This window comes from Nostoc spongiaeforme FACHB-130 (assembly GCF_014698475.1).
Taxonomy (GTDB): domain Bacteria; phylum Cyanobacteriota; class Cyanobacteriia; order Cyanobacteriales; family Nostocaceae; genus Nostoc_B; species Nostoc_B spongiaeforme.
The window spans coordinates 14560-29752 of record NZ_JACJTB010000033.1 but is presented as its reverse complement, the minus strand read 5'-3'; the positions used below and the strand labels follow the sequence as shown (position 1 = coordinate 29752).

Here is a 15193-nt window from a genome sequence, read left to right as displayed (position 1 = left end):
GCAATTTTACAACCATCATATAAGTGATACAATATGATGCCTCTAGAACTGTATTCTTACAGTTGTCTAGTTAAGAAACATTACTTCTCCCACTTAGGAGCAATTATGACAAAGAAACATCTGTCAGCGTTTGCACATCGCACACTGGTTATCTTTGTCACTATGCTGATGTCATCGGAGCTAATGATTACGGCGGCTAGGGCAAATTATCTCTACATAGCTCAAAAACCGCAAAATACTAGTCCTGAAAGGCAAAGAGCCGCAACCCAAGGACAGCAACTGCTAAAAGAAGCACAGCAGTTATATGAACAAGGTACAGCCATAGAACGGCAAGTGGCGATCTCTAAATATGAAGAAGCATTGAAAATTTGGCGACAAATTGGCGATCGCAGTTACGAAGCTACCACATTATTAGCGATCGGCACACTTTACTACACACAAAATGATAACCAAAGGGCGTTGGGATATTTTCAGCAAGGGTTAACCATTCGCCGGCAACTTAAAGACCGTTTTGGTGAAGCGGTGATGCTGAATTCTGTAGCTAATGCTTACGCTAACTTGGGTGAACCACAAAAAGCCTTGGAATTTTATAGCCAAGCATTGCGATTATTTCGTGCTGAAAAAAAACCTGATTTTGTCGCTAAAACTTTATTAGGTATTGGGGGCGTTTATTTCAATGCAGGTGAAACAAAACAAGCACTACAAGCTTATAATCAAGCCCTGGTAATTCAACGTCAGCAAAAAGATTTAGATGGGCAAGCTGATATTTTACAAACTATTGGGATTACCTATACTAATTTGGGTGAAACACAAAAAGCCTTGGAAGCTTTTCAACAGTCATTAGAAATTCAGCGTGCCAAAAATGACTTGGGTGGACAAGCCGATGCACTCAGCTACATCGGTGTAGTTTATTTATCCATTGGTGATGAGCAGAAATCTAGGGAAGCTCTCAATCAATCATTAAAACTACAGCAACAAATTGCAGCTAATCTGTCCGGTGTAGCTTTGGCATTTAACCTCACTAGGCAAGCTGTAACGCTGAGTGGACTTGCAGGTAGCTATTCTTTTAGTGAACCACAAACAGCTATAGAATACTATAACCAAGCGCGATCGCTGTTACAAAAAGCAGGTAATCCCCACTCGGAAGCGGAACTATTAGGTCAAGTGGCTTTTGTATACGATAGATTGGGTGAAAAGCAAAAAGCACTTGATACTTTAAATGAAGCAATTGCATTACAACGTCTCACTAAAAATCGGGCGCGGGAAGCTTTTACTCTAGATACAATTGGGGGAATTTATGCTTCATTAGGTGATTATCAAAAAGCCATTAATACTTACAACCAAGCCCTAACTATTGAACGTGAAGTAAAAGATGTTAGCGGGGAAGGCAATACACTAAAAAATATTGGTTTAGTGTATAGTTTACTTGGTGATCATAAAACAAGTATTGACACTTATAATCAAGCCCTAGAAAAATTTAAAAGCACAGGCGATCGCGATAAACTAGCTTTAACTTTAGATAACATTGGCAGCGCCTATCGGGCTTTAGAAAATTATCCCAAAGCCATAGAATATTACAACCAAGCACAGCAGGTAAGGCGTGAACAAGGAAACGTGATTGGCCAAGTTAGTGCTATTAGCGGTATTGTCCGAGTTTACGAATCATTAAAAGATTATCCCAAAGCTTTGGAAGCGACTAACCAAATTTTGGCATTGGCGCAGCAAACAAAAAATAGCTTTGCCCAAACCAGTGCTGATGGTTTTTTTGGCAGAGTTTATTTAGCGGCTGGTGACTATCAAAAAGCTTTAGAATTTTCCCAAAAAGCTGCTGCTGGCTGGCAAAAACTAGGGCTAAAAACTGCCCAAGCCAATGTTATTGGGAATTTGGGTAGAACTTATAATGCTTTAAAACAACCACAACAAGCGATCGCCACTTACAATCAAGAATTAAAATTGCGGCAGATGATAGGCGATCGTACCGGGGAAGCAGAAACACTATATTATATAGCTCAGACAGAGCGCGATCAAGGCAATCTCACCGCCGCCCGCACCCACATCGAAAACACCATTAAAATTGTTGAAGATATCCGCACCAACGTTACCAGTCAAGATTTGCGGACATCTTACTTTGCATCTGTGCAGAAATATTATCAGTTTTACATCGACTTGCTCATGCAACTACATAAACAGCAACCATCCCAAGGTTATAATGCTTTAGCATTGCAAGTCAGCGAACGTGCCAGAGCGCGGAGTCTTTTAGACTTACTCCAAGAAGCCAACGCAGATATCCGTCAAGGCGTAAACCCCAAGCTACTGCAAACAGAACGCGACTTACAACAACAACTCAATGCCAGAGAAAAATTACGCATCCAACTTTTAAGCGGTCAATACACAGAAACTCAAATTCAAAATTTAGACAAAAAAACCGCAGAACTGCTGCAACAGTATCAGCAAGTCCAAGCAGAAATTAGAAATAGCAGTCCACGTTACGCTGCCTTGACCCAACCACAACCCTTATCATTAAAGCAAATTCAGCAGCAAGTATTAGATGATAATACCTTGCTTTTAGAATATTCCTTGGGAGAAGAACGCAGTTATCTTTGGGCTGTGAGTAAAAACAGCATCACCAGCTACGAACTACCCAAACGCGCTGATCTTGCCTCAGCCGTGCAGAAATTCCGCGATGCTTTAACCGCCCCATCCCAAAGAACGAGTATCGCCAGAAGCAGCAAAGCCGCAATGGAATTGTCTCAAATAATCCTCGCCCCAGTCGCCCAGCAACTCGGCAAAAAACGCTTAGTCGTAGTTAGTGATGGCGCTTTGCAGTATGTCCCCATCACAGCATTAGCAGTACCAAACACTCAAACTTATCAACCACTAATCACAACCAACGAAATTATCTCCCTCCCCTCAGCCTCAACCATCGCTTTACTGCGTCAGGAAGTCAAAGGGCGTAAAAAAGCCCCAAAAACCCTAGCTGTATTGGCAGATCCCGTCTTTTCTGCTAAAGATGAGCGTATAGGTCAAACATCAACTGGTCAATCTATGACTCAAAATTTAACAACCTTTGACCAGCAACAATTAGTACGTTCAGCCAGAGAAGTAGACATTGACTTTGAAAGGTTGCGCTTTACCCGCCAAGAAGCCGAGGAAATTCTCTCTCTGGTATCTAATAAAGAACGACGTAAGCAAGCTTTAGACTTTACTGCTAGTCGGAATTTAGCCACCAGCCCAGAGTTAAGCCAATATCAAATCATCCATTTTGCTACTCACGGCATCCTCAACAGCCAAAATCCTGAATTATCTGGAGTTGTGCTGTCGCTGTTTGATAGCAACGGAAAGCCCCAAAATGGCTTTTTGCGCCTCCATGATATTTTTAACTTGAATTTGCCAGCAGAGTTAGTAGTTCTCAGTGCTTGCCAAACAGGATTAGGTGAAGAAGTCAAGGGAGAAGGATTAGTCGGATTAACTAGAGGATTTATGTATGCAGGAAGTCCGCGTGTTGTTGTGAGTTTGTGGAGTGTGGATGACGAAGCCACATCAGAATTGATGAAGCTATTTTATGCCAATATGTTACGCAAAAATTTAAAACCTGCGGCAGCGTTAAGGGCAGCACAAATAGAAATGTCTCGTAATCAAAATTATGCTGCACCTTATTATTGGGCTGCGTTTACATTACAAGGCGAATGGAAATAATGAAGAAAGAATTCAGCAGTCATAATTTTAAATTTGGCTGATACCATTTCACGAAAAATCTGATACAGATGTAAACCCTGAAAGGTTTACTGTATCTAATTTTTTTAATTGCGAATTGCGACTTGCGAATTGTGAATTGGTATGATGGTAGAATGTAGCGATCGCCAAAGAAACATACCATAAATTAATATGTGAAAACCCCTAGATATTAATCTTAGGGGCTTACGTCAAATAAAATTGTCAAAATTCAGAAGTCACAACTACTCAGAGTTGGATAACTAATCTTAATTAGACTATTCAAATTTCTATCTAGCAGATTTTTGATTGACTAATGATTCTGAATCCTAATATCACAGTGATTCAGGTTTATCGGTAGTGGCTACTCTGGGTTGGTCTAAATAGCCATAAACCATACGAGAAACTTGATTAATAAAATCTCTCGCTTTCAAATCATTAAAAGGTCTTCTGACAAAAATTCCGGCTAAGTAACGCTTACCAGAGGGCATTTGAATAATCCCCGCATCACCCAGTACAATGCCTAAAGTGCCAGTTTTATGAGCAATCACCGCACCCTTCCCTAGACCAGCCGGTAATAATTTGGTGTTATGAACACGCTGCATAATATTTAAGACACGGCCACGACTAGAATCACTCAACAAGCGATTATTAGCAACCAACGCTGACAGCCTAACTAAATCTTTGGCGCTGGTTGTATTCGTCCCCTTGAAGTCGCCAAGTAAATTCCGCACGACTGTATTTTGCAATCCCCAACTACGAAAACGCGGATTTAATCTAGCCTTACCACCTAAGCGGTCAATAATCATGTTGGTAGCAGTGTTATCGCTGATGGTAATCATCTTAGTCGCGGTTTCTAACAGACTAAAACGAGTTCCAGCACGTTTATATTGAAATTCTCCTGAACCACCAGTGATTAAGTCACGCCGCATCACCAAGGTTTCATTCAGTTTGATTCTACCTGCATCAATTTCTTGAAATAAAGCAACCAAAATTGGAAACTTAATTGTACTAGCGGCGGGAAACACTTTCTCACCGTTGAAATCGAGATAGTTCCCTGTATCTAAATCTAAAAAAAACAATCCTGGGTCAAGGGAACGATACTTAGTTGCTAATGCTTGTACCCGCGATCGCAATTGTGGTATTTCCTTACCTAAAGGTACAACTCCCGCAAACAAAGAAACATCACTAACAGAAACAGGAATTTGCTCTTCGCTGGACGGAGAAACATTATCATCAGTAGGATTTTGAATCCGTTGCACTGAGGGAAATTTAACTATCCAATGAGTTGAAGAATCACCTTGAACCAATAACTTAGCAGGGTCTACAGTGTATCCTGGTGCTAGTTCAACTACTAGTCTTGTGGTGTTATCGTTAACCTTACCAACACGGATTTCGCGGACTGTCGCACCATAGTTTTTCCGAATTGTATTTGTATTCAGTTTTGTACCCGGAAGATCAATAACTAACCGCGTGGGATTTTGAATTAAAAATGCTCTGGGTTTTACACCAGAGACAGTAGTAATGTTAAGTTGATTTTGGGCGGTGTCAAAACTCCAAGATTCTAAGCGAGAGGCTTTTGCTGGAGAAGAAAGCAGGACAATACTGACAACGCTAAGCAGAAATAAGCGTAATCTCATGCGTGTGATTATTGAGAGCGACAGTTGAATTTACTTGCACTAATTTTCGAGACCGTACCGGTTGATCCGGAATAAACTCGAATCATAATTCGTAGCAAATCATTACGTCAAGACACGCAAACCACAGAATAGTTCCTTCACCATAAATTTAATCATGAATATCAGCAAGATAAGGAACTAATAGATAGAGATTTTTGTCGATATTTTGGATAATTTGCAGTATTCTGGGAAAGAGATCAAAAATTCTCTTGATAAAGGTTATTTTTGTCAAAAGTCCACAATCAATAGTTAAAAATCCAGCTTTTTTAGACTATGGACAATTGACAATAAATTTTTGATTTGGGATTTTTTGGCGTAGGTTAAATAGAAATCGATGAAATGCCAATTTTGCCTAAACATACAACAGATTTCAACCAATTGAAATACAGCATTTCAGACCAAAATTAAGTATATAGCCTGTTTTCATTCTGTATTCTGACTTCTGACTCCTGCATTCTGCTATAATTGACTCAATGGTGTTGATAAACCATCAATGCTGATGCTGTTTTTTTGTTGTTGATATTCTCTCACTCCTTGTTCTCCTTTTTGAATCGCCCAATTGACTAGGGTTTGGCGTTGACCTTGATATTCATAAAGAGGAACGCCAAGCCCACATGAACTTTGCACAATCTCAATATCAGCGACAATAATTTGTCTAGTCCCTGGTATCTGAGGAAACACCGAAGATAACGAGTCCCATTCAGAAGAATTCGGTAAAACTACGTAACCATTACCATAAAGTCGCAAAATGCGTGGTGGTTCCACAAAGGCGCAAAACATAAACGTAATGCGACCGTTTTCTTGCAGATGGGCGGAAGTTTCGTTACCACTACCTGTCAGGTCGAGGTATGCTACTCGATGAGGTGACAAGATTCGCAAGCAATCAAGACCTTTAGGAGATAAATTAACGTGACCCGTAGGACTCAGGGGTGCAGTCCCAACAAAAAACAGGTTTTGGGCTGCAATAAACTCTTGCAGTTCTTCGGTTATCGAGTCAAATAGTTTAGCCATAGATGCTCAAGAGTAATAAAGTACGTCAACAAATTTGATTTATAAACTACCTGTAGAAGTAGGTCATGAGGAGTAAGGAATAGATTTATAGGTAATCTCACAACTTGTTGCAATTTCTTATTAGTTATTGATCCCAGTTAAAACTAGCTGTCGCCAAAGTCAAGCAATCAATTGCCAAACTCCCTGAATTCACTGTTGTCTACAGCATCCTTGAGCAAGCCCTTGATTCATCAGGGTTTGAAATAATCCAGATGGAAGGCAGTGTCAATAATTATGTCATCGAAAGAAAATTTAACTTGACAGAACTTTTGATTTTTTTGGGTACTTATTGATAAGATATATCATTTAGTGCTGTAAACTATTAATCTAACTGTAACGTTGTCCATTTAGTTCTTTAGAGATATTGCATGTTCATCAATCAACTGTTTCGAGCAGGCGGCGTAGTGATGTGGCCGCTGCTGGCGTTTAGTGTGGTGGCGATCGCACTAATTATCGAGCGAGTACGCTTTTGGTATCGGATTAATACTCGGCAAAATCGTGTAGTCCGCGAAGTTTTGAATCTTTACCGCCTGGATAATGTGGTGAGTGCGTTAGATAAGTTGCAAAAGAATGCAGACTTACCTGTAGCCCGCATTTTTTTAGCTGCACTGCAACTAGAAGAACCCACACCCGAAGAATTTCGTCTGGCCTTAGAAAGTGAAGCCCAAGCCGAAATTCCGGTTCTCAAACGGTTTCAAAATATTTTTGACACAATTATTGGTTTAGCGCCACTTTTAGGTTTATTAGGTACTGTATTAGGGTTAATTGTATCTTTTGCATCATTAAACCTGGGTGATGTGGGAGGTACTAAAACCGCCGGAGTGACCGCAGGTATTAGTGAGGCGCTGGTTTCCACGGCTTCGGGATTAATTGTAGCTATTTTTACGCTATTATTTGCTAACACCTTTCGAGGGTTATATCAACGCCAAATTGCGGCTATGCAAGAATATGGTGGACAATTAGAACTGCTCTATCGCCGCCGCTATGAACGAGGAGACAGAACCTATGCGTCTACAAGATGAGCCAGATTTACCACCGCAAATCAACATCGTACCGATGATTGATGTGATATTTGCGATTTTGACATTTTTTATTATGTCAACTTTATTTTTAACTCGCTCAGAAGGTTTGCCAGTCAACTTACCTAAAGCTGCAACAGCCAGACAGCAGCAAGTTCCCGCCAAAATAACCGTGACAGTTGATAAAGATGGAGTAGTGAGTGTCAACCGTCAACCCACCACCGTTGATGCTTTAGCTGGACAATTGCGGACTTTGGTTGGCAATAACCAAGAAGCATTGGTGATTGTGAATGCAGATGAAACAGTCACACATGGTAAGGTGGTGGCAGTAATGGATCAAGTCAGACAAGTCCAGGGGGCAAAATTAGCGATCGCCACTCAAAAACCTTAGCTAAAATTTTGGTCATTGGTCATTTGTTCTTTGTCACTACAAATGGCTAATGACATCCTAAATCTTCCTTCTGCTAAAGTTGCTACCAACACGATGCGATGAATAACGAATGTCGTTTGGTGGTAGAGCAAGTTAATATATAATCGATGAAACTCATCTCATGACTCTCGTGGTTTTCCAGCATTGTGGAAAACTTATGAGCATTTACCAAAATTGACTATATAATTAATTCCCCACTCCCCACAATCACAGGGGTCTACCATCAATACGAGAGCATCAATTCTAATTAAGGGAAATATCGGGGTTAACTTAGTAAAAATATGCAGTCGCGCCCGTCAGATAAATGATCTGCTGCTTAAATCCCGATTGCCCAAATCCCCTAAATCCCAAAGGCAAGCAGTTATGCCAAACTTGTGGTACTCCCTTAGTACCACTGTTAAGAAATCGCTTCCGGGTGATTCGGGTGCTTTCCGATGAAGGAGGATTTGGCAGAACTTATTTATCAGAAGATACCGATAAACTCAATGAACTTTGTGTAATTAAGCAATTAGCACCGAAATTTCAAGGAACTTGGTCACAAAAAAAAGCAATGGAGTTGTTTGCAGAAGAAGCAAAACGGCTGCAAGAACTTGGCGAACATCCCCAAATTCCCACACTAATTGCTTACTTTGAGCAAGATAAATGCCTGTATTTAGTCCAACAATTTATAAATGGGCAGAACTTGTTAAAAGAATTACAACAGCGCCGAGTTTATAAAGCCAATGAAATTCAAGCTATTTTATTTGATTTATTGCCTGTACTTAAATTCATTCACGATCGCGGTGTAATTCACCGTGACATTAAACCAGAAAATTTAATTCGCTGTCGGTATGATGGGCGACTCAGTTTGATTGATTTTGGTTCTTCTAAACAATTAACCGAAAAAGTCAAGAACAAAAGTGGCACATCCATTGGTTCGCATGGTTATTCTCCACTGGAACAAATTCGAGATGGCAAAGCTTATCCAGCTAGTGATTTGTTTAGTTTGGGAGCTACTTGTTTTCATTTGCTAACAGGAACATCCCCCTTTCAATTGTGGATGGAACATGGCTATGGCTGGGCAAACAGTTGGCGACAATATTTGCGGAGTCCCTTGTCGCCAGAATTAGATAACGTCATGAATAAGTTGTTGCAAAAAGACTTAAGTCAACGCTATCAGTCAGCCGATGAAGTGATTAAAGATTTAATTCCTGCCTTACCACGCGCCTTACCAGCCGCAGGTCAATCATCAGGCACATTTACGGTAACTCAACCAAAATCAACTTTTTCATTTCAATACGCTTTTGTAAAAATCTTAGTTTTAGCAGCAGCTTTTGTTTTGTTATTTGGATTTAGTGATACTTGGTATCAACAATATCGCCAAATTCAAGCAATTTTGTTATCAAAACTCAAGCCAACAAATTACAGTCATTCTCAAAATGAAGTTGTTTTTGGTCAATCACCGAATATTCCAGTTAAAAATATTGCTTTAGCTACTACCCTCCAAGGTGCTGCAAAATCTGTAGTTTCTGTTGCCATTAGTCCCGATGGCAAAACAATTGCCAGCAGTGGCGAAGGGGAGAGGATAATTAATATGTGGAATATTGCCACAGGAAAAGAAATCTTAACCCTGAATGGACATTCGCAAAAAGTCAATGCTGTGGCTATTAGTCCTAATGGCAAAACTTTAGTGAGTGGGAGTGATGACAAAACTATTAAAGTTTGGAATTTGACAACAGGTAAAATCGTTTACACCTTAGAAGGACATACAGATTCAATTCAAACTTTAGCTATTAGTCCCAATGGCAAAACTTTGGTCAGTGGTAGCGATGATAACACCCTCAAAGTTTGGAATTTAGGCACAGGAAAACTCATCCGCACCCTGAAAGGACATAAATTTTGGGTGCGTTCAGTGGCGATTAGTCCCGATGGGCGTAACTTAGCTAGTGGGAGTTTTGATAAAACCATTAAACTTTGGCATCTTTACCAAGATGACCCAGCCCGCACCCTCAAGGGTAATACAAATACCATCACATCAGTAGCCTTTAGTCCTGATAGTACAACTTTAGCCAGTACCAGCCGCGATCGCACCATTAAACTTTGGGATGTTGCATCCGGCGAAGTGCTTCGCAGCTTTACAGGACATGCTAACACCGTGACTTGTGTCGCCTTTAGCCCAGATGGGATGACCTTAGCCAGTGCCAGCCGCGATCGTACCATCAAACTTTGGAATTTAGCCACAGGGGAAGTGATGAATACCTTGACAGGTCATGCAGATACCGTGACATCTGTTGGTTTTACGGCTGATGGTAGGACAATTGTCAGTGGCAGCGAGGATAATACCATCAAAATTTGGCGAATAGCACAGTAATCAAAGGCAGGAGGCAGGAGGCAGGAGGTAATTTATACTTGAAGCAACTGGCGCGACACAGAGGGAGAGAAAAGAGCGATCGCAGTAATATTATTAAGCAGTGATTTATCTGCCGAAGATTTCATTAACCGTAATTGTGACATCAGCAAACCCTGGAATTGATAAAGTTTCACCACCAGCAAACTTTTGTATATACTGATATCCTGTGGCGGTTGGTTGCTGATAAACTTCCACGACTTGCTCGTTAATATCTATTAACCAAACTGTAATTATATTAGCTTCTGCATATAAAGGAATCTTTTCTTCCCTGTCATAAATTATTGTCGAATCAGCAACTTCAATGAGTAAGAAAATATCCTGTGGTTGGGGATGTGCATCTGCATAAAAATCATCACGTGGTTTGAGTAAAGCCACATCTGGCTGTGGTTGTGAATTATCACTCAGTTCCACAGGGTCTTGAATAGCAATGAGAACTCTATCCCTTAACTTACTAGACAAGAGTTTATTTAAACACTTTACACAAGCAGCGTGTTTTGTCCCAATAGGCGACATCTCAACAATTTCTCCTCGGATCAGTTGCACCCGGTCATCTTCTGTAAGAATACCCGACTCAATCATTTTATGATATTGCTGCACTGTGAATTTACGTCTTAATAACTGCACAGTCATGACCGCCTCCACTGTCTCTTGTATTTTAATTATGGAATAAGAAATGCTGAGAAATGATGCAGTGATCGCATTTCCCAAAGACAATGGCAACACCTCTAAAACTCAATACGGTTCACTTAAGGCTAAAACTCTTGATCAAAGTCAGATTTTTTAACGAACCGCCAAGAACGCCAAGGACGCAAAGAGAAGGAAGAAATGCTTAACTGAACTGTATTGCTCTAAAACTCTTCTTTGCGCTTCTGCGCGAGATAAAATGTGACTGTTGATTGTAAGCAACTAAGTCGGTGGGAAAAAACAAAACTATATTAAGAAAGGTTAATTAAGCTACAACCCTCTTCCCTCCTGCTTTCTGTTTCCGGTTGATGAGCTTGTCCTCAGCCTAGCCAAACCACTACCGCCTGCCTTTTCCTAAGTACAATTATTTACGCCCTTATACTTACAAGGGAACTTTTTGTGGATTATTCGGTCTACAAAGCTAAATTGTCTTGTTGTCAAATTTAAATATCATTCAAAAGATATATTGACTCAAAGCCAATCAATTTACACCATTTTTATTGATAGATAAGATTACAAGTATAGTCAAAATTCAGGAGTCAGAATGTGGGGAAACTGAGCCAAGCTCTTCTCAATTAATAGATTAATCAGGCTGATTTTTTAAGTCTGACTGCTGAACAATAGTTACGCGAATGTCCGAAAATTCGCCTATGTCACTGTCTTTTACTCAGTGCTGAATTATTACCAAGAATATTTTTTGCTGTTTACATACGTGGAGTTAATTTTTGACTAGAGCCGTTCTATTTGAGAGATGTTAATTATCTGTGATGCAAATAGCTGTATTGGTAATTTGATGTATTGATTACTTGAATATGCTCTTGAATTACTCTCACAATCTGGTAGTGATCAATGAAGAGAGTAATTGATTATTGACAGTCATACTACTTGAGTATTTATATTACTTCACAATTGCTTTATAAAGTTAGCGATTTTTAAAACAAAGGATGAAGATATCCAACTTGCGTAACAGTAATTTCCACAAGGGTGATATAAATTGTCTTTAGTATAAACAGTTAAGAATCAGTGATTATACTATAAAAATGCCAACAAAACTAAGTTCATCAGAAAGTTTAAGTGTAGTAGCCTCTAGAGAGCAAATCTGTTCAGACTTGCAAGGAGAGGTAGTAATCCTTGATATTAAATCTGGTGCTTACTATGGATTGAATCAAGTAGGAGCCAGTATATGGAACTTCATCCAATCACCAAAGACTGTCCCAGAAATTGAAGATGCCATCCTAGCGGAATATGAAGTAGATGCAGAGGTATGCAAACGTGATATATCCGCTTTGCTAGAAGATTTAGCAACTAAAGGATTGATAGAAATAAACAATGAAGCGTCTGCTTAAATTATTGCAACTAAGCAACAGCGATCGCCAATTTTTATTGAGGACGTTCGTTTTGCTGGGGTTAGTTCGGCTAGGAATGTGGTTACTATCGTTTAATACTTTAAGAAAACTGATCAACAAAATCAGTAAACCAAATTTCCAGTTAGAACCAATTTCTCTGCACAAAATTGTTTGGGCAATAAATGTTAGCACGCGCTACACACCAGGGGGAGCCAAGTGCCTAGCACGGGCTTTGACTTGCCAAGTATTAATGACTCGTTATGGTTACAAACCAGAATTGCGAATCGGAGTTGTTAAAAGTGAAGCTGGCAATTTAGAAGCTCATGCTTGGATTGAAACTCAAGGGTATGTTGTCATTGGCTACCTACCTGATCTCTCGCGCTTTACTCCATTACCGTCTTTGGCAAGGATATAAAACATGAGCGGTATAGTTGGCATTTACAATCTAGATAATCAGACAATTGAACAGAAAAAGCTGGTCTTGATGGTAGATGCGATCGCTCATCGGGGGCCAGATGGTGCAGATATCTGGTGTGCTGGTGCAGTTGGCTTAGGACATCGGATGCTGTGGACAACACCAGAATCACTGCTAGAAAAATTACCTTTTGTTGATCACACCGCTAAGTTAGTCATTACAGCCGATTTACGCATAGATAACCGTGATGAACTAATCTCTGCATTATCAATTAACCACTGCCCACCCGAAAAAATCACAGACAGCCAGTTAGTACTAGCGGCTTACGACAAATGGGGTGAACAATGCCCAACCAAATTGCTTGGTGACTTTGCATTTGTGATTTGGGATCAAAATCAACAGAAATTATTCTGTGCGAGAGATCATTTTGGGATCAAACCCTTATATTACTGCTATCAACCAGGCAAGAAATTTTACTTTGCTTCAGAAATGAAGGCACTGTTGTGTTTACCAGAAGTGCCGAAAAAGGTGAATGAAATTGCGATCGCTAATCACCTGCATCCATTCACGGAAGATAAATCGATTACCTCCTACAAACATATACATCGATTGCCTCCGGCGCACACAATGACAGTGAGTGCCACAGGTAAATTAAAAACTCGCTCCTACTGGTCTTTAGAAATCGGTGAAGAGTTAAAACTCAACTCTGATGCCGAATATGCCGCCGCTTTTCGTGAGATATTTACCGAGGCAGTGCGTTGTCGTTTACGCAGTGCATTTCCTGTCAGCTGTCATTTGAGTGGTGGCTTAGATTCTTCTGCAATCGCCTGTGTAGCTAAGGATATCTTGCAAGCTAAAGGTATCAAACTGCACACTTTCTCCAACATTTTTGAAGAAGTTCCAGAATGCGACGAACGTCAATACATTAACCCTGTATTGAATCAAGGTGGATTTGTCCCTCATTACGTCCATGCTGATCAATCAGGCCCCTTATCAGAATGGCAGAACTACTATAAATATATGGAAGAACCCTTTATTGGGCCTAGCCATTTTCTTGTGTGGGGATTAAATCGTGCCACCCAACAAGCAGGTATTCGGATTTCTTTGGATGGTTTTGATGGTGATACCACCGTATCTCATGGCGTGACATACTTTGCAGAATTAGCACGTCAAGGCAAATGGCAGCAATTTATCCAAGAAGCTAAAGCCATATCTCAACACTTTAATACATCACTAGCAGCCCTTTTTTATCAATATGTCATTACCTACTTACAAGAATTAGTCAAACAGAGAAAATATCTCACCTTTGGGAAGACTGCTTGGCAAATTGGACAACACTTTCGAGTTTCGCGGCGGAGATTGTTTGTCAGATATGGAATTAAACCCTTAGTTCCTGAGTATATCTTGAAGATTTGGCGATCGCTCCGGGGTTATAAACAAAATCAACCCCAAGTCACTTCTTTAATCAACCCGCAATTCGCTAAACAAGTCGGCATAAATCCCCTCACACCATCCGAGGAACAAGCCGTCACAGTTAGAGAAGAACAATGTCGTACCCTAAATTCCGCCTTGTTTACCACAGTACTAGAACTGGGAGATTTATGTGCTGCGGCATTTTCTCTAGAGTCGCGCCATCCCTTTATGGATAAACGCTTGATTGAATTTTGCCTATCTTTACCACCAGAGCAAAAACTCCATCAAGGATGGTCTCGCTTCATTATGCGGAGAGCCTTAGATAATATTCTTCCCCAAGAAGTGCAATGGCGTGGTGGCAAAACAGATATGACACCAAACTTCCAACGCGGGTTATTACATCTTGATCGCAAGCTACTAGATGAGGTGATGACTAGTGATGCCAGTAATATTCAAGAATTTGTGGATCTCAAATCCCTACACAGATTCTACAACAACCTGATATCGACAACAGAGGAGATAAACGATGATTCAACATTACCAGTTTGGAAAGCTTTAACACTTTCTCTGTGGCTGAATCATACCCAAAAAACCATAAGTCGGACTAGGGGCAGTGCAGTTTCAGCCTGCTCCTACCTAGACTGATTTGGTGAAATCTCAAAGCCAATATCTAGTCCAGTCAAAAACCAACAAAACAAACAGGAGACTTAACAATGAAAAAAGCTTACGCAGCTCCTCAACTCACAAACTACGGTAGTGTTCAAAGCGTTACTAATGCTTTTGGTAGAGCAGGTGGAAGAGACACTTTCTTAATTGGAAGTAATCCTACTCCTGTTCCTGGTTCAACCATTGGACTCAGTGGTTCCCAAAATGGAGTACTTATTCCCAATCGCTAAGACCAAGAACAGCGAAACAATACCAATTTGGTAATTTGTTACCCTCGTTCTTTGGCTAAATCATAACTAAAACAAACCATAGGTCTGACTAGGGGCAGTGCATTTATAGCCTGCTCCTACCTAGACTGAATTTGGTAGGCTCTCCAAGCCAATAAGGCTGT

General features: G+C 40.3%; 11 protein-coding genes. 8 read left to right on the top strand and 3 right to left on the bottom strand.

Annotated features, from left to right (window positions below):
* The first annotated feature begins 105 nt into the window (after positions 1-105).
* Complete coding sequence (locus tag H6G74_RS21200) at positions 106-3696, top strand: CHAT domain-containing tetratricopeptide repeat protein (RefSeq protein WP_190969551.1); 3591 nt, start codon at positions 106-108, stop codon at positions 3694-3696.
* Between the two features lie 350 nt (positions 3697-4046).
* On the opposite strand, the gene H6G74_RS21195 is transcribed toward H6G74_RS21200, so the two are convergent.
* Both H6G74_RS21195 and H6G74_RS21190 read right to left on the bottom strand, forming a co-directional pair.
* Positions 4047-5351, bottom strand: a complete 1305-nt coding sequence (locus tag H6G74_RS21195) for a serine hydrolase (RefSeq protein WP_190969550.1) — start codon at positions 5349-5351, stop codon at positions 4047-4049.
* Between the two features lie 498 nt (positions 5352-5849).
* The gene (locus H6G74_RS21190; RefSeq protein ID WP_190969549.1) at positions 5850-6401 is read right to left on the bottom strand and encodes a pyridoxamine 5'-phosphate oxidase family protein; all 552 of its coding nucleotides are present in this window, start codon (positions 6399-6401) and stop codon (positions 5850-5852) included.
* 407 nt (positions 6402-6808) lie between these two features.
* On the opposite strand from H6G74_RS21190, the gene H6G74_RS21185 reads away from it, so the two are divergent.
* From H6G74_RS21185 to H6G74_RS21175, 3 genes are all read left to right on the top strand, one after another.
* On the top strand, positions 6809-7462 hold the full coding sequence (locus tag H6G74_RS21185) for a MotA/TolQ/ExbB proton channel family protein (protein ID WP_190969548.1): 654 nt from the start codon (positions 6809-6811) through the stop codon (positions 7460-7462).
* The gene (locus H6G74_RS21180) at positions 7446-7850 is read left to right on the top strand and encodes an ExbD/TolR family protein (RefSeq protein WP_190969547.1); all 405 of its coding nucleotides are present in this window, start codon (positions 7446-7448) and stop codon (positions 7848-7850) included. The genes H6G74_RS21185 and H6G74_RS21180 overlap by 17 nt, the downstream gene beginning before the upstream one ends.
* A gap of 343 nt (positions 7851-8193) precedes the next feature.
* The gene (locus H6G74_RS21175; protein WP_190969546.1) at positions 8194-10239 is read left to right on the top strand and encodes a serine/threonine-protein kinase; all 2046 of its coding nucleotides are present in this window, start codon (positions 8194-8196) and stop codon (positions 10237-10239) included.
* Between the two features lie 105 nt (positions 10240-10344).
* Here H6G74_RS21175 and H6G74_RS21170 read toward each other — a convergent pair whose 3' ends face one another.
* Positions 10345-10908 (bottom strand): Uma2 family endonuclease, encoded by a 564-nt coding sequence (locus tag H6G74_RS21170; protein ID WP_190969545.1) that lies wholly within the window; start codon positions 10906-10908, stop codon positions 10345-10347.
* 1094 nt (positions 10909-12002) lie between these two features.
* On the opposite strand from H6G74_RS21170, the gene H6G74_RS21165 reads away from it, so the two are divergent.
* The 4 genes from H6G74_RS21165 (at position 12003) to H6G74_RS21150 (ending at position 15032) form a co-directional block, all read left to right on the top strand.
* Entirely contained in the window at positions 12003-12308 is a 306-nt protein-coding gene (locus tag H6G74_RS21165) for a lasso peptide biosynthesis PqqD family chaperone (protein ID WP_190969544.1), read from the top strand.
* Complete coding sequence (locus H6G74_RS21160) at positions 12292-12723, top strand: lasso peptide biosynthesis B2 protein (RefSeq protein ID WP_190969543.1); 432 nt, start codon at positions 12292-12294, stop codon at positions 12721-12723. The genes H6G74_RS21165 and H6G74_RS21160 overlap by 17 nt, the downstream gene beginning before the upstream one ends.
* 3 nt (positions 12724-12726) lie before the next feature.
* Positions 12727-14781, top strand: coding sequence for a lasso peptide isopeptide bond-forming cyclase (locus tag H6G74_RS21155; RefSeq protein WP_190969542.1), 2055 nt, complete (start codon positions 12727-12729; stop codon positions 14779-14781).
* 68 nt (positions 14782-14849) lie between these two features.
* On the top strand, positions 14850-15032 hold the full coding sequence (locus H6G74_RS21150; protein ID WP_062289676.1) for a lasso peptide: 183 nt from the start codon (positions 14850-14852) through the stop codon (positions 15030-15032).
* Positions 15033-15193: the final 161 nt, after the last annotated feature.

What these genes read in the sequence shown, in the direction of transcription:
- H6G74_RS21180 (WP_190969547.1), top strand. Translation starts at nt 7,446, where the DNA reads ATGCGTCTACAAGATGAGCCAGATTTACCACCGCAAATCAACATCGTA.
- H6G74_RS21160 (WP_190969543.1), top strand. Translation starts at nt 12,292, where the DNA reads ATGAAGCGTCTGCTTAAATTATTGCAACTAAGCAACAGCGATCGCCAA.
- H6G74_RS21155 (WP_190969542.1), top strand. Translation starts at nt 12,727, where the DNA reads ATGAGCGGTATAGTTGGCATTTACAATCTAGATAATCAGACAATTGAA.
- H6G74_RS21185 (WP_190969548.1), top strand. Translation starts at nt 6,809, where the DNA reads ATGTTCATCAATCAACTGTTTCGAGCAGGCGGCGTAGTGATGTGGCCG.
- H6G74_RS21175 (WP_190969546.1), top strand. Translation starts at nt 8,194, where the DNA reads ATGATCTGCTGCTTAAATCCCGATTGCCCAAATCCCCTAAATCCCAAA.
- H6G74_RS21150 (WP_062289676.1), top strand. Translation starts at nt 14,850, where the DNA reads ATGAAAAAAGCTTACGCAGCTCCTCAACTCACAAACTACGGTAGTGTT.
- H6G74_RS21195 (WP_190969550.1), bottom strand. Translation starts at nt 5,351, where the DNA reads ATGAGATTACGCTTATTTCTGCTTAGCGTTGTCAGTATTGTCCTGCTT.
- H6G74_RS21190 (WP_190969549.1), bottom strand. Translation starts at nt 6,401, where the DNA reads ATGGCTAAACTATTTGACTCGATAACCGAAGAACTGCAAGAGTTTATT.
- H6G74_RS21165 (WP_190969544.1), top strand. Translation starts at nt 12,003, where the DNA reads ATGCCAACAAAACTAAGTTCATCAGAAAGTTTAAGTGTAGTAGCCTCT.
- H6G74_RS21200 (WP_190969551.1), top strand. Translation starts at nt 106, where the DNA reads ATGACAAAGAAACATCTGTCAGCGTTTGCACATCGCACACTGGTTATC.
- H6G74_RS21170 (WP_190969545.1), bottom strand. Translation starts at nt 10,908, where the DNA reads ATGACTGTGCAGTTATTAAGACGTAAATTCACAGTGCAGCAATATCAT.